The sequence below is a fragment of the Burkholderia sp. JPY481 genome (assembly GCF_038900515.1).
GTDB lineage: Bacteria > Pseudomonadota > Gammaproteobacteria > Burkholderiales > Burkholderiaceae > Paraburkholderia > Paraburkholderia youngii.
Genome location: NZ_JAYMRT010000001.1, coordinates 618,197 through 639,493 on the forward strand (window position 1 = coordinate 618,197; position 21,297 = coordinate 639,493).

17 protein-coding genes are annotated in these 21,297 nt (G+C 64.0%); 3 read left to right on the plus strand and 14 right to left on the minus strand.

Features of this window, described 5'->3' with window-relative positions; translation table 11 throughout:
• Positions 1–19: 19 nt before the first annotated feature.
• Entirely contained in the window at positions 20–1,273 is a 1,254-nt protein-coding gene (locus VSR82_RS02845; protein ID WP_368586082.1) for a JmjC domain-containing protein, read from the plus strand.
• Positions 1,274–1,504: 231 nt separating this feature from the next.
• The gene (locus VSR82_RS02850; protein WP_368586081.1) at positions 1,505–1,753 is read left to right on the plus strand and encodes a hypothetical protein; all 249 of its coding nucleotides are present in this window, start codon (positions 1,505–1,507) and stop codon (positions 1,751–1,753) included.
• A gap of 200 nt (positions 1,754–1,953) precedes the next feature.
• Here the strand turns inward: VSR82_RS02850 and yoaA are convergent, their stop codons facing one another.
• The 3 genes from yoaA to VSR82_RS02865 form a co-directional block, all read right to left on the minus strand.
• Entirely contained in the window at positions 1,954–4,206 is a 2,253-nt protein-coding gene (yoaA, locus tag VSR82_RS02855) for a DNA repair helicase YoaA (protein WP_429458822.1), read from the minus strand.
• A gap of 63 nt (positions 4,207–4,269) precedes the next feature.
• Positions 4,270–4,488, minus strand: coding sequence for a DUF465 domain-containing protein (locus VSR82_RS02860; protein WP_013089766.1), 219 nt, complete (start codon positions 4,486–4,488; stop codon positions 4,270–4,272).
• A 148-nt stretch (positions 4,489–4,636) separates the two neighbouring features.
• A complete protein-coding gene (locus VSR82_RS02865; RefSeq protein ID WP_429461855.1) occupies positions 4,637–5,644 on the minus strand; it encodes a coiled-coil domain-containing protein in 1,008 nt (335 codons plus the stop codon).
• A 259-nt stretch (positions 5,645–5,903) separates the two neighbouring features.
• On the opposite strand from VSR82_RS02865, the gene VSR82_RS02870 reads away from it, so the two are divergent.
• On the plus strand, positions 5,904–8,255 hold the full coding sequence (locus VSR82_RS02870) for a Tex family protein (RefSeq protein ID WP_498857478.1): 2,352 nt from the start codon (positions 5,904–5,906) through the stop codon (positions 8,253–8,255).
• A 154-nt stretch (positions 8,256–8,409) separates the two neighbouring features.
• On the opposite strand, the gene VSR82_RS02875 is transcribed toward VSR82_RS02870, so the two are convergent.
• The 11 genes from VSR82_RS02875 to bamB all read right to left on the minus strand — a co-directional run bounded on the left by VSR82_RS02875 (position 8,410) and on the right by bamB (position 21,292).
• Positions 8,410–10,296: a potassium transporter Kup gene (locus tag VSR82_RS02875; RefSeq protein WP_410842426.1), complete on the minus strand. Its 1,887-nt coding sequence runs from the start codon at positions 10,294–10,296 to the stop codon at positions 8,410–8,412.
• Positions 10,297–10,528: 232 nt separating this feature from the next.
• Positions 10,529–11,101 carry a phosphoribosyltransferase gene (locus VSR82_RS02880; RefSeq protein ID WP_013089770.1) on the minus strand — a complete coding sequence of 191 codons (573 nt, stop codon included), beginning with the start codon at positions 11,099–11,101 and terminating at the stop codon, positions 10,529–10,531.
• 18 nt (positions 11,102–11,119) lie between these two features.
• Positions 11,120–12,466, minus strand: a complete 1,347-nt coding sequence (locus VSR82_RS02885) for an adenylosuccinate synthase (RefSeq protein ID WP_368586077.1) — start codon at positions 12,464–12,466, stop codon at positions 11,120–11,122.
• Between the two features lie 220 nt (positions 12,467–12,686).
• Entirely contained in the window at positions 12,687–13,838 is a 1,152-nt protein-coding gene (locus VSR82_RS02890; RefSeq protein ID WP_176136218.1) for an ATP phosphoribosyltransferase regulatory subunit, read from the minus strand.
• Positions 13,839–14,067: 229 nt separating this feature from the next.
• Complete coding sequence (locus tag VSR82_RS02895; RefSeq protein ID WP_013089773.1) at positions 14,068–14,259, minus strand: DUF2065 domain-containing protein; 192 nt, start codon at positions 14,257–14,259, stop codon at positions 14,068–14,070.
• A gap of 43 nt (positions 14,260–14,302) precedes the next feature.
• A complete protein-coding gene (gene hflC, locus VSR82_RS02900; protein ID WP_368586076.1) occupies positions 14,303–15,208 on the minus strand; it encodes a protease modulator HflC in 906 nt (301 codons plus the stop codon).
• A 15-nt stretch (positions 15,209–15,223) separates the two neighbouring features.
• Complete coding sequence (hflK, locus tag VSR82_RS02905) at positions 15,224–16,633, minus strand: FtsH protease activity modulator HflK (RefSeq protein WP_410847908.1); 1,410 nt, start codon at positions 16,631–16,633, stop codon at positions 15,224–15,226.
• Positions 16,634–16,682: 49 nt separating this feature from the next.
• Positions 16,683–17,870, minus strand: coding sequence for a GTPase HflX (gene hflX, locus VSR82_RS02910; RefSeq protein ID WP_026228684.1), 1,188 nt, complete (start codon positions 17,868–17,870; stop codon positions 16,683–16,685).
• A 57-nt stretch (positions 17,871–17,927) separates the two neighbouring features.
• Positions 17,928–18,164, minus strand: coding sequence for an RNA chaperone Hfq (gene hfq, locus VSR82_RS02915; protein ID WP_006051315.1), 237 nt, complete (start codon positions 18,162–18,164; stop codon positions 17,928–17,930).
• Between the two features lie 175 nt (positions 18,165–18,339).
• Positions 18,340–19,677, minus strand: a complete 1,338-nt coding sequence (gene der / locus VSR82_RS02920; RefSeq protein ID WP_429458816.1) for a ribosome biogenesis GTPase Der — start codon at positions 19,675–19,677, stop codon at positions 18,340–18,342.
• A gap of 469 nt (positions 19,678–20,146) precedes the next feature.
• Complete coding sequence (gene bamB, locus VSR82_RS02925; RefSeq protein ID WP_368586073.1) at positions 20,147–21,292, minus strand: outer membrane protein assembly factor BamB; 1,146 nt, start codon at positions 21,290–21,292, stop codon at positions 20,147–20,149.
• Positions 21,293–21,297 lie beyond the last annotated feature (5 nt).

Consider the following 21,297-nt stretch of genomic DNA (forward strand, 5'->3'; position numbering starts at 1 on the left):
ATACAACTCACATTATACGATGCCCAGGCGGCCCACTCACCTCCCGGCCGATGCACGTTCGGCAAGCAATTCGCCGTCTGCTGCAAAGCCGGCCACGCAGCCCATTCTTCCGCCCTCGCCCGACATTCCGACCGCACTGCTCGGCCAGCTTAGCCCGTCGCAATTCATGCGCCGCTACTGGCAGAAAAAGCCGCTGCTGATCCGCCAGGCGATTCCGGACATCGAAGCGCCGCTGTCGCGCGACGAGTTGTTCGAGCTGGCCGATCAGGACGACGTCGAAGCACGCCTGATCACGCACTTCCGCAACAAATGGCAACTCGAGCACGGCCCGTTTGGGCCCGACGAACTGCCGTCCGTCAAACAGCGCGCGTGGACCCTGCTCGTGCAGGGCGTGGACCTGCATGACGATCGCGCCCGTGCGTTGCTCGACCGTTTCCGCTTCGTGCCGGACGCGCGTCTCGACGACCTGATGATTTCGTATGCGACCGATGGCGGCGGCGTCGGCCCGCACTTCGATTCCTACGATGTGTTTCTTTTGCAAGTGAAAGGCAAGCGCCGCTGGCGGATCAGCGCGCAAAAAGACCTGACGCTGCAGCCCGGCTTGCCGTTGAAAGTTTTACAGCACTTCGAGCACGATCAGGAGTGGGTGCTCGAGCCCGGCGACATGTTGTATCTGCCGCCGCACATCGCGCACGACGGCATCGCCGAGGGCGAATGCATGACCTGTTCGATCGGTTTTCGCGCACCGTCCGAGAGCGAACTGACCGCGCAGTTTCTGTACCACCTGGCCGAGCGCGGAGACGCGACAGGCAAGGCCGGCGCCCTTTACCGCGATCCGCGGCAGGCCGCCGTCGAGCGACCGGCCGAACTGCCCGCGGCGCTCGTCGACCGGGTGGGCGCGATGCTTGCTAAAGTGCGATGGAACGAGCAGGACATTGCGTCGTTCCTCGGCACATACCTCAGCGAACCGAAGCCGAGTGTCGTCTTCGATCCGCCCCAACGGCCGCTCAACGAAGCCCGTTTCATCGGCGTCGCATCGAAATCCGGTCTACGGCTCGATCGCAAGACTAACCTGTTGTATGAACGTCGTTTTTTCTTCGTAAATGGAGAAGAAATGACGTGGGACGGCGCGAAAAAATGGCTGTTTGATCTCGCGAATCGGAGGTCCATGAGTGCGAAACGCTTTGTAACACTATCGCACGATTCATCTGTGACATCACTGCTACACGAGTGGTATCGTGCGGGCTGGATACAGGTGGGCGAGCTTGCGTAACTCTGCCCACGTGCTATACCGTACAGTGAAATTTTGTATGAGAAAGACAACGTATTGACCCCGGATTTATCGACTGTCAGTACGAAAGTGCATATAATTTCCGCCCAAGCCGTAGGGAAGATTCCAGCTCTCGAAAGAGCATCTCCACCAGCGGCCCAGGTCGGTGTTGGAGCACATTACCGGTTTTATTTTGCGCTGTTGCTTACCTTTAAACCATAAAAGGACGTGATCATGAAGAAATCCCTCCTCGTAGCATCCCTGTTGGCAGCTGTGGCACTCGCTGCATGCAATAAGAGCGAACAAGCCGCTGCTCCGTCAGATGCTGCGTCCGCACCTGCTGCCGCGTCCCCGGCTGAAGCAGCATCGCCGGCAGTCGCTGCATCCCCGGCAGAAGCAGCATCGCCCGCAGAAGCAGCATCCCCGGCTGAAGCAGCATCGCCGGCTGAAGCAGCATCGCCGGCTGCAGGCGCAAGCCAGTAAGCTGCGCTCGCTCGACGTTGCGACGGCTCTCGTCGCAGCCAACGTCGATGAGGGAGGCTGCTCAAACCAGCAGCCCCTGGCAAGCAGCATTAAAAAGCCACGAATGCAAATTCGTGGCTTTTTTGTTTGCGATGCACCGCGCATGCAGCACACGTCGTTGGGTTGCTGCGTCACCTGAACGCAGCAACCGATCAAGACATTCAACCGCGTTCGACCGGTTCCTCGAAGAACTCGCGGACCACCTCTATCTCGCGGGTGCGTTTGAACGGCGGCAGACTCTGCCAGATACGGCGGCCATAAGGCTTATCGACGAGCCGCGTATCGCAGATCATCAGCACGCCACGATCGGTCTCCGCGCGAATCAGCCGGCCCGCGCCCTGCTTCAATGTGATCACGGCTTGCGGCAACTGATGCACGGCGAACGGGCTCAAGCCCTTCTTCGTCAGTGCGTCGAGCCGCGCGGCCAGCACGGGATCGTCTGGCGGCGCAAACGGCAGCTTGTCGATCACCACCAGCGACAGCGCGTCGCCGCGCACGTCCACACCTTCCCAGAAGCTCTGACTGCCGACCAGAATCGCATTGCCGTACGTGCGAAAGCGATCGAGCAGTTCGGTGCGGCTCGCATCGCCCTGCACCAGCAGCGGATAGTCCCAGCCGCGCGACTCGATCGCGTCGCGCAGCTTCGCCGAGATACGGTCCACCGCGCGTAGCGTCGTGCACAGCATGAAGACGCCGCCACCCGATGCTTCGATCGCGGGCAATGCCGCATCGAACACAGCGTCGGTGAACATCGGCGATGACGGCTGCGGCAGATTGCGCGGCACGTATAGAAGCCCTTGCGACGGATAGTCGAACGGGCTCGGCAAGGTCATCGAGCGCTTCGAGTTCAAGCCCATCTGCGCCGCGTAGTGCGTAAAGTCGCCCCGCACCGACAGCGTCGCCGATGTGAAGATCCACGCGCGCGGCACGCCGGCGCGCTGCTTCGCGAAAATCGGCGCGACCGACAACGGCGTTTCGTGCAACTGCACCGTGTGCGAGAACACCTCGATCCAGCGGACCTTTTCGTTCGGATCGGTGCGCTCGGCACCTGCGTCGCCTTCGCGTGTCGCACCCGCGTCGCGTTCCGCGCTCGTTGGCGGCGTGGTCCAGCCGCTCAGCACGTCCTGGAGCTCGCGCGCGCGACGCAGACACGCGCCCAGCGATTCGGCTCGCTCGGCCTGCCCCGCCAACGCCGAAGCTAAAGCGTCGAGCTCGGCTTCGAGCGTGTCGAGCGCGGGGAATAGCGGATGATCGTCGGGCAACTGGCCGATCGACAGACGCACCGTATCTTCCTTGAACGCAAGCCGCACGTCGCGCGCGGCGCGCTCGAGCGTCGCGCCGAGCTTGACCCAATCGACCGCATCGCGTGCGTGACCGAGACCCTCGGCCACCGAATCGCGCGCGAGCTCGAGAAACTGCGCGGTCGATAGCGTCTCGCCGAAAAACAGCGTGGCGGTTTCGGGCAGCTGATGCGCTTCGTCGAAGATGACGGTGTTCGCAGTCGGCAGCAACTCCGCCATGCCGGTATCGCGCAGCATGATGTCGGCGAAAAACAGATGGTGGTTGACTACCACGATATCGGCCTGCTGCGCTTCGCGGCGCGCCTGCATCACGAAGCAGTCCTTGTAGTGTGGACACTCCTGGCCGAGACAGTTGTCGCGCGTCGAGGTGACCATCGACCACACCTGCGCGGTCTCCGGCACACTCGCGAGTTCAGCCTTGTCGCCGGTGCGCGTGATCTTCGCGAAGCGCACGATGTCCTGCAGATACGAGGTCTCCTGGCGCGACGGCAAACGGCCGTTGTCCGCGGTGCGTTGCAGGTAGTAATGGCACAGATAGTTCGCGCGGCCCTTCAGCATCGCGACCGACACCGGCACCGCGAGCGCGTCGCGCACGGTCGGAATGTCGCGCTGGAACAGCTGGTCCTGCAGATGCTTGGTGCCGGTCGAGACGATCACCTTGCCGCCCCACAGCATGGCCGGCACGAGGTACGCATAGGTCTTGCCGGTGCCGGTCCCCGCTTCGACGATCAGCGTGTTCTCACCTGCTTCGACGCCTTCGGCTTCGGCGTTGCTGTCGGTCGCCTCAGTGGCGGCGTCAGCGCCAGTCTGCTGCAGGCGTCGCGCCGGGCGCTTCTGCGCCTCGAACATCACGGGCTCGGGCATTGCACGGCCCGACGCCTCCATCGCCGCGGCAACCGCGCGCGCCATCTCGATCTGCGACGCACGCGGCCGATAACCGTCGATCTGACGTGCGAGCAGACCGTTGTCGGCGAAGATGTCGTCGAGCTCGCTCGCGCGGCGCCGACTCAGCGACACGCCCGGCACCGGCGCTGCCGCGCGCGGCGCGGGCGTGCCCGAAGCGGATGCGTTGTCCGGCGCGGCCCGGGATGAAGTGTCATGCGATGAATTCAAGGCAAGCGTTCCTGCTAAGTCGGGCTCGCGCGCTGCGCGCCCGGCGCCTGCCAGGCCGCGAACTCAGGCGCGCGCGTCCGGTTCGAGCTGCAATTGCAGCAAGATGATGGTGTCCTTGACTTTGAGTTTGCGCTTTTTCAGGCGCTGCAACTCGAAGTCGTCGATGCCGGGTTCATCCGACATCCGGTCGATCAACCGGTCGAGTCCACTATGCTCCGATTCCAGTTGCAGAATGCGGTCGCGAAGTGTGTTTGCGTCGATGACGTGATGACGATCGCGCATGCTCGCCTCCTCGGGTCGGCGGCACCGACCGCGTGCGCGCGGTCCGATGCCTGAGGTTGCTGTCCGGCTCAAAACGCATTACGGCGACTACGGCGGCCGTGGCCACGACCGCCACGGCTCACTCTACGACACTGCCACTACAGCACGCTTACTGTTGCTGTTGCTGCTGCTTTTGCTGGTCTTCGAGCTGTTGCTGCTTCAACTGGTCCTGACGCTTCTGCTCGGCCTTTTCGGCGGCCTGCTTTTGACGCGCTTCGACATCGAGCTTGTGCTGCGCGGCCTCGGCCTGCTTCCGCTCGAAATTCTCCTGTTTTTGCTGGCGCTCCGCGGCCTGTTGCGCGCCCTGCCTACGCGCCTCCTCGAGCTTGCGCTGGTAGTCGCTCTGCTTCTGGTCGTAGGCCTTCTGATTGGCCGCCGACTGCGCCGGCGTGACACCACGCTGCGCCTGGTCGAGCGCATGCTGGCGCTGCTTCTCCTCGTATGCCTGCGCATTGGCCTGGTGCTGCGGTGCCGCGGCGTTGCGCTGCGCCTGCTCGAGCGCGTGCTGACGCTGCTTCTCCTCGTAGGCCTGTGCATTGGCTTCGCGCTGCGGCGCCTCGGCGTTGCGCTGCGCCTGATCGAGCGCGTGCTGACGCTGCTTTTCCTGATACGCCTGCTCGTTGCGCGCGTCTTCGGCGGCGCGTTGCGGCGCTTCCGCCTCGTTTTGCGCGCGCCGTAGCGCGGTGCGCTCGTCGCGCTCGCGGGCGCGCTGCGCACGCTGCTCGGCGTCCAGCGCGAGCTGCTCCTTGCGGATGTCCGCCTGCACGCTGCGCATCGCGTCGCGCGCACGATTCAAACAGTGATTGACGAAGAAGCGGCTGTAGCAGTTGTGTTGCGCGACAGCGAATTGATAGTTGTTGTCGTCGGTGCGCTGATTGAGCACCTGTTGCCGCTCGTCGAACGACTTGTCCAGCGCGGCTGCATCACTCGCGCTTTGAGGGCTGCCGCCCGTTGCGGCGGCTTGCAGGCCCGAGGCCGCGACCGGCGCCGTATCTTGCGCGGGCGTCGCGCTCTGTGCCGCGGCGGGCACCGGCACGGCAAGCGCTGCGGCGATCACGCACGACGACGCCGCCGTCACGACCGACGGACCGAACCAGCGCAACGAAACCAGCGGCAATTGAGACGAACCCCGAGACGAACCCGGCAGCGAACCTGACGCCAGCGAAGAGACCAGGCGGTTGAGGGACAAGGAGATTGGCAACGTCGTAGAGGGTCAACGGAACATGCCCGAAATTCTAACACCCCGCGGTTGAGCCCTTTGGCATTTATGGCAAAATGCCCCGCTCTAGCAACCTGGTCGCGGCGCCCGCCCGGCCTGTCCCGAATTGCCGCCCGCGCGCGGCCCATCACTGAGTCCGCAGGAACACCAAGACCTTATGACGGAAACCGTAGCACTCAAGATCGTCCAGCGCATCGCCACCGAACTGTCCGTCCAGCCGCGCCAGGTCGCGGCCGCGGTGGAACTACTCGACGAAGGCGCGACCGTTCCGTTCATCGCCCGTTACCGCAAGGAAGTGACCGGCAATCTCGACGATACGCAACTGCGCAATCTCGAGGAACGCCTGCTCTATCTGCGCGAGCTGGAAGACCGGCGCGCGGCGATCATCGCGAGCATCGACGAACAGGGCAAGCTCACCGACGAGTTGCGCAGCGCGATCGAAGGCGCCGATAGCAAACAGGTGCTGGAAGACCTCTATCTACCGTACAAGCCGAAGCGCCGCACGCGCGCGCAGATAGCACGCGAAGCCGGTTTGCAGCCACTCGCCGACGCGCTGCTCGGCAATCCGCTGCTCGATCCGCAAACCGAAGCCGCCGCCTACGTGGACGCGGACAAAGGCGTCGCCGACGTGAAGGCCGCGCTCGACGGCGCGCGCGACATCCTCTCCGAACAGTTCGGCGAAACGGCCGAGCTGCTCGGCAAGCTGCGCGACTATCTGTTCAACCAGGGCGTGGTGTCGTCGAAGGTCGTCGAAGGCAAGGAAACTGCCGAAGAAGAGAAATTCCGCGACTATTACGACTACGCGGAAACGATCCGCACTGTGCCGTCGCATCGCGCGCTTGCCCTCTTCCGCGGCCGCAATGCCGGCGTGCTGATGATCAAGCTCGGTCTCGGCGAAGAGCTCGACGCGCAGGTGCCGCATCCGGGCGAAGCGCTGATCGCGCGGCACTTCGGCATCGCCAACCAGAACCGCCCCGCCGACAAGTGGCTCTCCGACGTCTGCCGCTGGTGCTGGCGCGTGAAGGTGCAGCCGCACCTCGAAAACGAGCTGCTGACCAATCTGCGCGACGAAGCCGAACACGAAGCGATCCGCGTGTTCGCACGCAACCTGAAAGATCTGCTGCTCGCGGCGCCCGCTGGCCCGAAGGCCGTGATCGGTCTCGATCCGGGCCTGCGCACCGGCGTGAAAGTGGCGGTGGTCGACCGCACCGGCAAGGTGCTCGCGACCGACACGATCTACCCGCACGAGCCGCGCCGCGACTGGGACGGCTCGCTCGCGAAGCTCGCGCGCCTTGCCGCGCAAACGCAGGCGGAGCTGATCAGCATCGGCAACGGCACCGCGTCGCGTGAGACCGACAAGCTCGCGAGCGAGCTGATCGCGCGTCACCCGGAGCTGAAGCTGCAGAAGATCGTCGTGTCGGAAGCGGGCGCATCGGTGTACTCGGCGTCCGAACTCGCCGCGAAGGAATTCCCCGACATGGACGTGTCGCTGCGCGGCGCTGTGTCGATCGCGCGGCGTCTGCAGGACCCGCTCGCCGAGCTCGTGAAGATCGAACCGAAGGCGATCGGCGTCGGACAGTATCAGCACGACGTGAACCAGCGCGAACTCGCGCGCTCGCTCGACGCGGTCGTCGAAGACTGCGTGAACGCGGTCGGCGTCGATGCGAATACCGCGTCGGTCGCGCTGCTCGCGCGGGTCTCGGGCTTGAACGCGACGCTCGCGCGCAACATCGTCGACTATCGCGATGCGAACGGGCCGTTCCCGTCGCGCGAGCATCTGCGTAAGGTGCCGCGTCTCGGCGACAAGACCTTCGAGCAGGCTGCCGGCTTCCTGCGCATCAACAACGGCGAGAATCCGCTCGACCGCTCGTCGGTGCACCCGGAGGCGTATCCGGTCGTCCAGCGCATTCTCGCGAAGATCAGCAAGCAGGTCGGCGAAGTGCTCGGCAATCGCGACGCGTTGCGCGGACTGTCACCCACTGAATTCGTCGATGAACGCTTCGGTCTGCCAACCGTGCGCGACATCCTGGTCGAACTCGAAAAGCCGGGCCGCGATCCGCGTCCCGAATTCAAGACGGCGACGTTCCGCGAAGGTGTCGAGAAGGTCAGCGATCTGATCCCGGGCATGGTGCTCGAAGGCGTCGTGACGAACGTCGCGGCGTTCGGCGCATTCATCGACGTCGGCGTGCATCAGGACGGTCTCGTGCACGTGTCGGCGATGTCGACGAAGTTCGTGAAGGACCCGCATGAAGTCGTGAAAGCCGGACAGATCGTCAAGGTCAAGGTGCTGGAGGTCGACGTGAAACGCCAGCGTATCGCGCTGACGATGCGTCTCGATGACGAACCCGGCGCGGCGACCGCGCGCAGCGGCGGGGGTGCGCAGCAGGATCGCGCCGGCTCGGGCGGCTTCAACCGCGGCGGAGCGGGACGGGGCGCGCCGCAGCGCTCGCGCGAACCGGAGCCGGGCGGCGCGATGGCGGCCGCGTTTGCCAAGCTCAAGCAGAAGTGAGCGTATTGGACCGGTGTACGTCGTTGGACGTGCTCCGGTCCATTGCATGACTGCGTCGCGCGCACAACCGCTTACACGCACGCGCGCATAAAACAAAAAGCCCACGCATTGCGTGGGCTTTTTGTTTGCGCTCCCGCACGTCACACGCGGGCCGTCAAATCTCGATCTTGGTCCCCAACTCCACGACCCGGTTAGCCGGGATGCTGAAGAAGTCGGTCGGCTTCGCGGCGTTCTGATGCATCCACGCGAACACACGCTCACGCCACACCGACATCCCCGGCAGTTGCGTCGGCACCACCGTTTCGCGCGCGAGGAAGAACGACGTGTCCATCAATTCGAAGGTCATGTCGTGCGTGCGACCGACGTCGAGCAGCACCGCCTTCACGTCGGGCGTTTCGTTGAAGCCGTAGGCTGCCTTCACCAGCCACAGGCCACCGTTCATGTCCTTCACGGTCACGCGATCGGAGTCTTTCACGTACGGAATGTCGCGCGTGACGAAGGTCAGGAAGATCGTGCGCTCGTGCAGCACCTTGTTGTGCTTCAAGTTGTGCAGCAGGCTCACTGGCACCAGCGAATCGCTGCCGGTCAGATAGATCGCAGTGCCCGACACGCGATGCGGCGGATGCGCGAGCAGTCCTTGCAGGAACGGCATCAGCGGAATACCGTCGGCGGCCGTGCGCTCCTTCACGATCATCCTGCCCTTGAACCACGTCATCAACAGGAAGAACAGCAGGCCGCCGATGCACAGCGGCAACCAGCCGCCCTCTTCGACCTTCAACAGGTTCGCACCGAAAAAGCCGAGGTCGACCACCAGGAATACGCCGATGATGAGTCCGACGAGCAGTTTGTTCCAGTTCCACACCTTCACCATCACGACGCATGCGAGGATCGTCGTGATCACCATCGTTGCCGTCACCGCGATACCGTACGCGGCGGCCAGATTGTCGGAGCTCTTGAACGCGATCACGATGCAAAGGATGATGAACAGCAGCATCCAGTTCACGACCGGCACATAGATCTGCCCGATCGCGAGTTCGGACGTGTGCAGGACCTTCATGCGCGGCACGTAGCCGAGCTGGATCGCCTGGCTCGTCAGCGAGTACGCGCCCGAAATCACCGCCTGCGAAGCGATCACCGTCGCAACCGTCGACAGCACGACGAGCGGCAACAGCGCCCAGTCCGGCGCGAGCAGGAAGAACGGATTTTCGATCGCCTTCGAGTCGTGCATCAGCAGCGCGCCCTGGCCGAAGTAGTTCAGCACCAGCGACGGCATCACGAGCACGTACCACGCCATGCGGATCGGCTTCGCGCCGAAGTGGCCCATGTCCGCATACAGCGCTTCGGCCCCGGTCAGCACCAGCACGACCGAGCCGAGCACCACGTAGGCCTGCAGCACGTGCGCGGCCATGAAGGTGTACGCGTAGTACGGATTGAGTGCGCGGATCACGTTCGGCGACTGCATGATGTGCCACAGGCCGAGCAAGGCAAGCACGAGGAACCACAGCATCATGATCGGGCCGAACAGACGGCCGACCGTGGCCGTGCCGTGCCGCTGGATCCAGAACAGCACGATCAGGATCACGATGGTCAGCGGAATCACCAGATGCGACAGATGCGGCGCGGCGATTTCCAGACCTTCGACCGCCGAAATCACCGAGATCGCAGGCGTGATCACCGCGTCGCCGTAAAACATGCAGGCGCCGAAGATGCCGAGCATCATCAGAAGGCCGGCCATTTTCGATTTCTGATCGACCGAGCGCAACGCCAGCGCCATCAGCGCGAGGACGCCGCCCTCGCCGTTGTTGTCGGCGCGCATCACGAACAGCACGTACTTCACGCCGACCACGATCATGATTGCCCAGAACAGCAGCGAGATCACGCCCAGGATCGACTGATCGGTCAACGGGATACCGTGCGACGGGCTGAAGGCTTCCTTCAGCGAGTACAACGGACTCGTACCGATGTCGCCGAACACCACTCCGATCGCGGCAATCGCAAGGGAAGGAAGCGGCTGTTTGTGTTCGTGGTTGTTATCTGTCATGGACGCGAGGAAATCCGTTCCCGGGCGGAAAAAACGACCGCTATTTTAAACTGCTCATCCGGTACCGCCCGGCTTGTTGTGGATACGCCACGTGGATGTCCGCGCAGTGTAGCACTGCGATATGGACCCGTCTGCCGCAGGGCGAGCGTTCCGCCGCGGCGCATGACGCATAAAAAAACGGAGCCTGACTGGGCTCCGTTTGTGACACCGCGATGACGCGCGCGGCCTCGCGTTAATTGCCCGACGCCTCCTCGGCCTGGGCAATGCCGCGCTTGATCCAGGCGCCGAGGTTATGCGGACGCACGGTGTCCCACTCCTCGAACGGCTGATGAATCCACGGGTTGGTCGGCAGGTACTGCACGTGATAATCGGGCTTCACCTTCGAGCAGCCCTTGTACCACAGCACCGCGGAGCGTACCGCGGTGATAGCCGGATAGCGTTCCTTCAGATGCTGCTGCACGCGCGCGAGCGTGACGCCCGAATCGACGAGGTCGTCGACGAGCAGCACGTTGCCGTGCAGTTCGCCGCGCGTCATCGTGATGTATTGCGCGATGTCGAGTTCGCCCTGCTGCGTGCCGGCCGCCTCGCGATACGAGCTCGTTGCGAGAATGGCCAGCGGCAGATCGTAGATGCGCGACAGCTGGTCGCCGACGCGCAGACCGCCGCGCGCGAGGCACAGGATCTTGTCGAACTTCCAGCCCGATTCGTGCACGGCAAGTGCGAGCACCTCGATCAGCCGGTGATATTCGTCCCAGCCGACCCACAGGTTCTTGTCGTCGTTACGCGGATCTTTCATCGCGATCATCGGTACACCTTGCATCACTTAAACCTTGAACGGATGACGCAGCAGAATCGTTTCGTCGCGATCCGGACCGGTGGACACCATGTCGATCGGGATGCCCGCGACTTCCTGCACGCGCGTCAGGTACGCACGCGCATTGGCGGGCAGCTTGTCCCACTCCTTGATGCCGACCGTGCTTTCCTTCCAGCCCGCGAAAGTTTCGTAGACCGGTACGCAGCGTGCGACTTCGGTCGCGCCGCGCGGCAGCAGATCGACGTTCTGGCCGTCGACCGTGTAGCCGACGCACAGCTTCACTTCGTCGAGACCGTCGAGCACGTCGAGCTTGGTCATGCACAGACCCGTCACGCCGTTGATCTGGATCGAGCGGCGCAGCGCGGAGACGTCGAGCCAGCCGGTGCGGCGCGGACGGCCGGTGACCGAGCCGAATTCCTTGCCGACGGTGGCGAGTTCGAGACCGATCGGGTCCTGGCGCGAGGTATTGTCCGCATCGTACAGTTCGCTCGGGAACGGGCCCGAACCGACACGCGTGCAGTACGCCTTGGTGATACCGAGGATGTAGTTGAGCTTCTGCGGACCGACGCCCGCGCCCGCCGTCGCGGCACCCGCGACGCAGTTGCTCGACGTGACGAACGGATAGGTGCCGTGGTCGATGTCGAGCAGCGTGCCCTGCGCGCCTTCGAACAGTAGATTGCCGCCGTTCGCGTTGACGTCGTACAGGCGGCGCGACACGTCGGTGACCATCGGCTTCAGACGGTCGGCGTAGCTCAGCATCGTGTCGAGCGTTTGCTGGAAGTCGACCGCGGCGGCACCGAGGTACTGCGTGAGCACGAAGTTGTGATAGTCGAGATTTTCGCGCAGCCGCTCGGCGAAGGCCGGCGCGTCGAACAGGTCCTGCACGCGCAGGCCGCGGCGCGCGACCTTGTCTTCATAAGCCGGGCCGATGCCGCGGCCGGTCGTGCCGATCTTGCTCGCGCCGCGGCGCGCTTCGCGGCCCTGGTCGATCGCGATGTGATACGGCAGGATCAGCGTGGTGGCTTCGGAAATGAACAGGCGCTTCTGGACGTCGATGCCGGCGGCTTCGAGTTCGCCGATTTCCTTGAACAGCGCTTCCGGTGACAACACGACGCCATTGCCGATATAGCACGCGACGCCGGGATGCATGATGCCCGACGGAATCAGACGCAAGATGGTTTTCTTGCCGCCGATGATAAGCGTGTGACCGGCATTGTGACCGCCCTGGAAGCGAACGACGCCCTGAGCGTGGTCCGTCAGCCAGTCGACGATCTTGCCCTTGCCCTCATCACCCCATTGGGTACCCACGACGACGACGTTACGCCCGGGGTTCACATTCACTGCGCTGGCAGACATGTTGTTTCGTAAGCTGGTTAAAAACGTATTTTACCTAGGTTCGCGGAAGCTTCCGGAATTTTTCCGTTTCCGCTCAACGGTATGCACGTTATGTTGAGTATTGCGAGGGATGCGCGGCCGCGAAAAGTCGCTCGACCGCGCCCGGTTCGGGCGATGCTCGCACCGCCCTGTAGCGAGCGCCGCAAACGTGTTCCCGGCGGAGTTGACCGGAACGCGCGGCTCAAGCGCGCGGTTCGACCACCCATGCGCCATTGCGCTCGACCAGCACGCGGTCGAACGCGAATTCATCGAGATCGTGCTTGTGGCCAGGCAGCGCTTGGATCACCACTTCACCGCCATCGCGCAATGCCGCGACCGCCACGCGCAACGCTTCGTCGTGCCGCCAGGGCGCGAGGATCGCGCTGCTGCGCGCTTCGATCGGCGAGATCCGCGCGACTTCACGCAGATCCAGCGAAAAGCCGGTTGCCGCGCGGGCTCGGCCATAGGCCTGGCCGACGTGGTCGTAACGGCCGCCGCGCGCCACCGCGTTCGGCACACCGTCCACGTATGCGGAGAACATCACGCCACTGTGGTACGCGTAGCCGCGCAGATCGGCGAGGTCGATCATCACTTCGGCGCCGTCGACCTGGCTCGCGAGGAACGCGAGGTCGTCGAGCGCGCGGGCGATCGCCGGCGAATTCGGCAGACGCGCGCGGGCCTCTTCGAGCACCGATGCGTCGCCGTACAAAGTGGGCAGAGCGCGCAGCGCGTCGCGAATCACCGGCGAGAATTGCGCGGTCATCTCGACGAGGCGCGGCACGTCCTTGCCGGCCAGTGCGTCGTAGAGCGCCTGGCCGAGTTCCTCGGCGGCCGGCTCGGCTTCGATCAGCGCCGCCAGCACGCCCGCGTGACACAGGTCCAGACGCACCTTCGCGAGGCCGGCCAGACGCAGTGCGTCGAGCATCAGCTGCTGGATTTCGAGGTCCGCTTCGAGGCCCGCGTGGCCGTAGATTTCCGCACCGATCTGGATCTGCTCACGCGTCGCATGCAGGCCACGCGGCCGCGTATGCGCGACGTTGCCCGCGTAGCAAAGACGCGTGACACCCTGGCGGTTCAGCAGATGCGCGTCGATGCGCGCGACCTGCGGCGTGATGTCGGCGCGCAGACCGAGCGTGCGGCCCGACAACTGATCGACGAGCTTGAAGGTGCGCAGATTCAGATCGTGCCCGCCGCCCGTCAGCAACGACTCGAGGTATTCGAGCAGCGGCGGCATCACCATCTCGTAGCCGTACGAGCGGAAACGGTCCAGCAAGTGACGCCGCAATTCTTCGATCTTGCGGGCCTCCGACGGCAGCACGTCGGCGATATTCTCAGGAAGCAACCAGGTCGACATCGATACAGTCCTACGGCGTTGAACACGGCGTCTTGAAGCGCCGATGATGAATGTGAATGGCGTATAGCGGCTTGATTCTGGCGGCTGACACCGACGCGCGGGCGGCGTTAAGCGGCGTTAAGCGGCGCTCGCGCGCGCCGCGCGGCGGCCTGACCGGATAGTCGGTGTTTCGCTCGGCCGGTTGAAACACGCCACAGCACCCGGCGTTCGTCAGACAAGCAAGCCGGCTTCAGGTCGCGATGAACAGTAAAACCAGCCCGAGCAACATCACGATGAGCCCACCGACGCGAATCTGATGCGGCGGTCGTTCCGCTATTTTACGGAACGTGTCGCGCCAGGCGCTCGGAAAAACGAACGGAAACATCCCCTCGATAATCAGCATCAGCGCGATCGCGAGCAATAACGAGCCAGCTATGTCCATGCGAGTGAAGCGGCCGCGATGCGGATGCCGCGGCCTTCGGTAATCAGCGTTTGTGCGCAGCAGGCGCGGAAGCGTCCGGGGCGACGCCGCCGGTCGGGCTACGCATGAAGCGGAAGAACTCGCTACTGGAGTCGACCACGATCAGATCGCCCGGTTTGAAGGTCTTCCGGTACGCCTGCATGCTTAGATAAAACTGATAGAACTGCGGGTCCTTGCCGAACGCTTCGGCGGCGATCTCCGCGGCCTTCGCATCGCCTTCGCCACGAATGCCCTGGGCCTGCGCGAGGCCGTCGGCGAGCACCGCCTGCTGCTTCGCGAGCGCGTCCGCGCGGATCTGATTCGCTTCGGCGGCGCCCTTCGCGCGCTCGTCCGCTGCGACCTGCTGGCGCGCGGCGATCATGCGCTTGAACACCGAGTCGGCCACTGCCGCCGGGAAATCGACGCGCGTGAGCTGCACATCCACGACCGACACGCCGAGCGATGCCGCGCTCTTGTCCATCGCACCACGCGCCTCTTCGGCAACCGCCTGCTGTTTCGCGAGCGCGTCGGACAGTGTGAACTTGCCGAACGCGTCGCCGAGCGCGCCGCGCGACAGCAAGGCGAGCCGGTCTGGCAGGCTCTGCGGATCACCCTTCGTTTCGGCGATCAGCTTCAGCGGATCGGTCACACGGAACTTGACGACCGGGTTGACCAGCAGATCGGTTTTGTCGGACGTGACGTAATGATCTTCGTCGGGTGCGTCGAGCGACTGAATGCGATTGTCGACGAACGTCACCGTTTGCAACGGCGGCGGCAGCTTCACGTGCAGCCCCGGGCCGAGCAGCGTGGGCGCCGCGTCGCCGCGCGCGGACAGCACGGCCATATGCCGTTGATCGACGACGAACACCATCGACGATGCCGCGAACAGCACGATGACGACGGCGACGACGAGCGCAATGATTCGGTTCATATTCTCGTGCGCTCCTTATTGAACGTCTTCTTCGCGCATGCGATTGCGGAACGCTTCGCGCGAACGCAGCGACGCGGCGCTCGGCCGGCTCGCCGCCGCAGGCGCGGAAGCGGCGGGGCCAGATGCACCCTCGGGGGCGGAACCCGCCGCGGCACCGGTCTCAGCGGCCGACGCAGCCGACGGCGCAGCCGCGCTCGCCGCTTGCGGCGCGCCCGCGACAGCCGGACCCGAAGCAGCGGCGCCCGCCGCCGCGGCCTGACGTTCGCGGTTCTGTTCGACGAGCCTGTCGAGCGGCAGATACAGCACGTTGTTGCCGTTCTTCGCGTCGACGAACACCTTGGTCGCGTTCGCGTAAATCTGCTGCATGGTTTCCATGTACAGGCGGAAGCGCACGAGGGCCGGGGCCTTCGCGTATTGCGCGTAGACCTGCTTGAAGCGCTCGGCCTCGGCCTGCGCCTGCGCGACCGTGTTCTGGCTGTAGGTTTTGGCTTCCTGCACCTGACGATCGACGTCGGCCTGCGCGCGCGGCACGAGTTCGGCGGCATAAGCCTGCGCATCGCGTTTTGCGCGTTCGTTTTCGTCGTGCACCTTCGCAGCGTCGGCGAACGCGGGTTGCACCTGCTCGGGCACTTGCACGCTCTGAATCGTCACACCCGTGACCCCGAGACCGGACTGATACTGATCGAGCGATTGCTGGATCGACGCGATCAGCTGCTGGCGCAGTGTTTCGTGATCCTGATCGAGAATATCGCTGGTGCTGTGCGCTCCGACGATGCCGCGCACCGCCGCCTGTGCGGCATGCATCACGCTCTGATCGGGATCGACGCTGCGAAACAGAAAGTCGTTGGCTTTGCGCACCTGGTACTGCACGGCGAAGCGCACGTCGACGATGTCGCCGTCGTGCGTGAGCATCGATGCGTCCTTCACGTTCGCGAGACGCACCACATTGCTACGGCCGATCTCGACCTGGCGGATCTGGCCGACGTTGACGAACTCGTGGGACTCGAACGGATACGGCAGACGCCAATGCACACCCTGCGCCGCGGTATAGCGATACTTGCCGAACTGCAGCACGACGGCCGCCTGGCCATCCTGTACGACGAACACACCGCTGCCGAGATAGATTGCGATCAGCACGCCGATTACGATGCCGACGCCGATGCGCGCGCCGCGGCCATTGTCCGGACGGCCGCCCCCGCCGACACCGCCGCCGCCCTTGCGCCCGAAAATCCGGGACAGACGGCGATTGAAATCGCGCCACATTTCGTCGAGATCGGGCGGACCTTCACCGTCGCGCCCCGGCCGCTTCGGATCGTTCGGCCGTTGCCGGTCGCCGTTGCCGTCGCCCCGGCCCCAACGCGGATCGTTCAGTGAAAGCAAGGCGCGCATACGCAGCCAGATACTCCGCTCGTTGTAATCGTTCACCTGTGTTCGTTCACCAGAGTAGACAGCGGGTCAGTGCAATTGGAACGGGTCAGTGCCCGAGTTCTGGAATCTTGTGGTCTTCGCGCAGTTGCGCCGAGCGGTCGTCTTGCGACGCATCGAGCGGCATGTCGGCAAGCGGTTCGGCTGTAGCGATTTCAGCGATGGCAGCGCGCAACGCATCCAGCCCCTGCCCGGTGCGCGCGCTCAAAAAGACGCGCGAAATATTACCATACTCGTCCCGCTCGACCGCGTCCCCACGGGCTGCCAGTTCTGGCACCGCATCTATTTTGTTGAACACGAGCACCTGACGGATCGTGTCCGCGCCGATTGCGTGCAACACCTCGTTCACCTGATCGATCTGATCGAGCCGCACCGCGCTCGATGCGTCGACGACATGCAGCAGCAGATCCGCGTGAATCGTTTCCTCGAGCGTTGCGCGAAACGCCGCGACGAGCTGATGCGGCAGTTCGCGGATGAAACCGACGGTATCGGACACCACTACCTGCCCCGCTTCGTCGCCCAGGTACACGCGCCGCGAGGTGGTATCGAGCGTCGCGAACAACTGGTCGGCGGCGTACGCCTGCGCCTTGGTCAGCGCGTTGAAGAGTGTCGATTTCCCCGCGTTCGTATAGCCGACGAGCGACACCGACATCGTCTGGTTGCGATTACGCGCGCGACGCTGGGTGCCGTGCTGGCGGCGCAGCTTGTCGAGGCGGATCTTCAGCGCCTTGATGCGCTCGCCGATCAGCCGGCGGTCGGTTTCGAGCTGCGTTTCGCCCGGACCGCGCAAACCGATACCGCCCTTCTGACGTTCGAGGTGGGTCCACGCGCGAATCAGCCGAGTCGACAGATATTGCAGCTGGGCGAGCTCGACCTGCAGCTTGCCTTCGTGGCTGCGTGCGCGCTGCGCAAAAATGTCGAGGATCAAACTGGTGCGATCGACCACGCGCCGATTAAGCGCCCGCTCCAGATTGCGCTGCTGCGCAGGCGCCAGAGCATGGTTGAAGATCACGAGTTCGATGTCGTTCGCTTCACAGGCAAGGCGCAATTCTTCGGCCTTGCCGCTGCCGACGAACATCTTCGCGTCGGGACTGGAACGGCGTCCGGTGAGGGTGACTACGGGATTCGCGCCCGCGCTTTGCGCGAGCAGGCTGAGTTCTTCGAGACTGGCTTCGAAATCGATCTTGCCGAAGTCGATGCCAACGAGCGCTGCATTGATCAAATTGGAGGGTATCAAAATGACGCGGCCGGGAGTGATCGCCGACGGGCGACGCTGTGCCGGCCGCGGCGAGGGTTAGGACTGTTCGGAATCCGGGTGGAAATTCACCGGACGGGCCGGCACGACCGTGGAAATCGCGTGCTTGTAGACCATCTGGGTGACCGTATTCCGGAGCAACACGACGTACTGGTCGAACGATTCGATGTTCCCTTGAAGCTTGATGCCGTTGACCAGGTAGATCGACACCGGCACATGCTCTTTACGCAGTGCGTTCAAAAACGGGTCTTGTAACAATTGCCCTTTGTTGCTCATAGCAAACTCCGTATTTTTTTGCAGGTTGACTGAATTGACGGCGAAGAAAAAGAGATCCGCCGCCAACCGCTACACTATAGCTGATTTTCATTTCGACGCGCGGGCCCGGGACCCCCGGCCAAACCCAGCATACATGCGGGTTTCAGCCCAGGTTTAAGACCAGCTTCAGCCTGCTTCAGCCTTTGTCCGCGTAAGGGTTCGTCGACGATCTGAACTCTATTCGCAATGGAGTCCCCGTCAGCTTGAAAGTTTCCCGGAAGCGATTTTCGAGGTACCGCTTATACGTGTCGGTGATCGCGTCGAGCGCATTGCCGTGAATCACGATAATCGGCGGATTCTGCCCGCCCTGGTGTGCGTAACGCAGCTTCGGACGCACGGGACCGCGGCGCCGCGGCTGCTGGAATTCGACCGCCTCGATCAGCGCGCGCGTCAGCTTCGGCGTCGGCAGCTTCGACATCGCGGCCGTGTACGCGTCGTCGACCGAACGCATCAGCGGCCCAATTCCGGTTTTTTCCGCGGCGGAAATGAAATGGAATTTGGCGAAGTCCAGAAATTTTAGTTTGCGTTCGAGGTCGGCTTTGGTGCGCTCGCGCACATGCGGATCGAGACCGTCCCATTTGTTCACGCCAACCACCAGCGCGCGCCCCTGCTCGACGACGAAGCCGGCGATGTGCGCATCCTGATCCGAGATGTCCTGACGCGCGTCGAGCAGCAGAATCACGACATTCGCATCGGAAATCGACTGCAGCGTCTTCACGACCGAGAACTTTTCGATCGCCTCGAACACCTTGCCGCGGCGGCGCAGGCCGGCAGTGTCGATCAGCGTATACGGCTTGCCGTTACGCTCGAAATCGACGTAGATCGAGTCGCGCGTAGTGCCGGGCATGTCGAACGCGATCACGCGCTCTTCGCCGACCAGCGCATTGATCAGCGTCGACTTGCCGACGTTCGGCCGCCCGACGATCGCGATTTTCACGCCGCGCGCTTCCTTGTCTTCCTCGCGCTCTTCCGGCTGACCGGCATAAGCGACTTCGAGCGCCTCGTTGATCATGTCGGTGACACCGTCGCCGTGCGCGGCGGAAATCGCGCGCGGGTCGCCGAGGCCGAGTTCGTAAAAGTCGGCCGCGACGTTGGTGTACTTCATCCCCTCGGCCTTGTTGACGACGAGGAAGATCGGCCGGCCGACCTTGCGCAGATAGTCGGCGATCGACTTGTCCTGCGGGGCGAGCCCGTTGCGGCCATCGACGATGAACACGACGACGTCCGACTCCTCGACCGCCTGGCGGGTCTGGCGCGCCATCTCGTGCAGGATGCCGTCTTTCGCGACCGGCTCGAAGCCGCCGGTATCGACGACCAGATACGGCCGCTCGCCGGTGCGTCCTTCGCCGTAGTGGCGATCGCGCGTGAGACCGGGCAGGTCTGCAACTAGCGCGTCACGCGAACGCGTAAGGCGGTTGAAGAGCGTGGATTTCCCCACATTGGGGCGCCCAACGAGGGCAATAACGGGTTTCATCTGATGTTGTTCACGGTGAAACGCGGGATCGCGATCGATCGCGCGCTTAGCGACGCCAGGCAGCCGCCACGCGGCGGCGTTTTGACGAAATTATCACGAATTCAGCCTGCTCCGGATGCGCGATCGACACGCGCATCCAGGCGGACGGGAGTAGCTGCACAGACGCCACCGGGGGTCGCCTGCTTCAGACCGTGCTGGTCGGCGGCTGACGCTCGCGTGCGCAAGCGTTCCTGCGGTTCGCAAGGCCGCCGACCAAGCGCACGCACCGCCTCTGATACCGGCGGGCGCAGCTTCGATCCGACTTGCCGGACCAGCCCGTCCGGCGATTTTTCTATTGAGCCTGCCCGATCACGCCACGGACGGAGTGGCAACCCGAGGCAGGAGCTGTGCGCCAAGGCCCACGCAGACTTCAATTAAAAAGCGCGCGGCCGGCAAAGCCGGCCTGCGCGCCTGACATCACCTATAGCGATCAGCGCGGACGATAGCCGAACAGGCCGCCATCGCGCGTCTGGATCACCAGTGTGTCGCCGGCCAGCACCGGCGCTGCGGTAATCGCGCTGCCGTCGGTCTTGACCCGCGCGACGAGCGTGCCGTCGGCAGTCGACAGGAAATGCACGAAGCCCTGGTAGTCGCCGAACACGGCCGCGCGGCCGAGCAGCATCGGCACGCTCAGTTCGCGGTTCTTCAGCGCCTCGTTCTTCCACAGCACCGAACCGTTGTTCACGTCGAACGCGGACACGACCGACCAGTCGTCGGCGGCGACCACGCTGCGCTCATCCTGCGCGAGGCCGCTCGTGCTCGAGAACGGCTTGCCCCACAGCGCGCGGCCCGAGTTCGCGTCGAAACAGCCAATCTGGCCTTGAAACGTCACCGCGCAGGTCTCCGAGCCCACCAGCGTGGGCGGCCCGGTCACGTCGTTGATACGCTCGACCTCGGTCACGCCTTTCGGATACGACACCGGCGTCTGCCAGTAGGCGTCGCCAGTCTGCAGATTGATAGCGGCGAACGAACCGCCCGGGAAGCCGGCCAGCACGGCCGCGTCGCCCGCGAACGTCATGCCCGACGACACGCGCAGGTTCAACGGCACCGCGCGGTTGCGGAAGTTCCACTTCTGCTCGCCGGTTTGCGCGTTGAACGCGACGATCTGGCCGTCGATCGTGCGCACGACCACGAGACCATTGCCGACGAGCGGCGGGGAAATGATCTCGCCCGGCGCCTTAGCAGTCCACAGTTCCTTGCCGTCCGCGCCGAGCACGTATACGTCGCCCTTCAGGCCGCCGACCGCGGTGAGCGTGCCATCGCTGCCGACGCCCGCCGACAGATCGTCGTGCAGCTTGACGCGCCACACGTCCTTGCCGGTTTGCGCGTCAATCTTGGCAACCGTGCCGTTCGTGCCGGCAGCGTACACGGCATTGCCCACTGCAACCGGCGAGAACATGTAGCGGCCCGCCTTGCCGACGCTCGCCGACCAGGACTGCTGCACGTCGAGCACGGGTTTGAACTCGGTGAGCGGCGTCGGCACACGGCGCTCGTCTTTCGTGGATGAGCAAGCCGCCAGCGTGAGAACGGTCATCGCACAGATAACGGGCACGGCGTAACGTTTCAGCAGATTCATCGGTG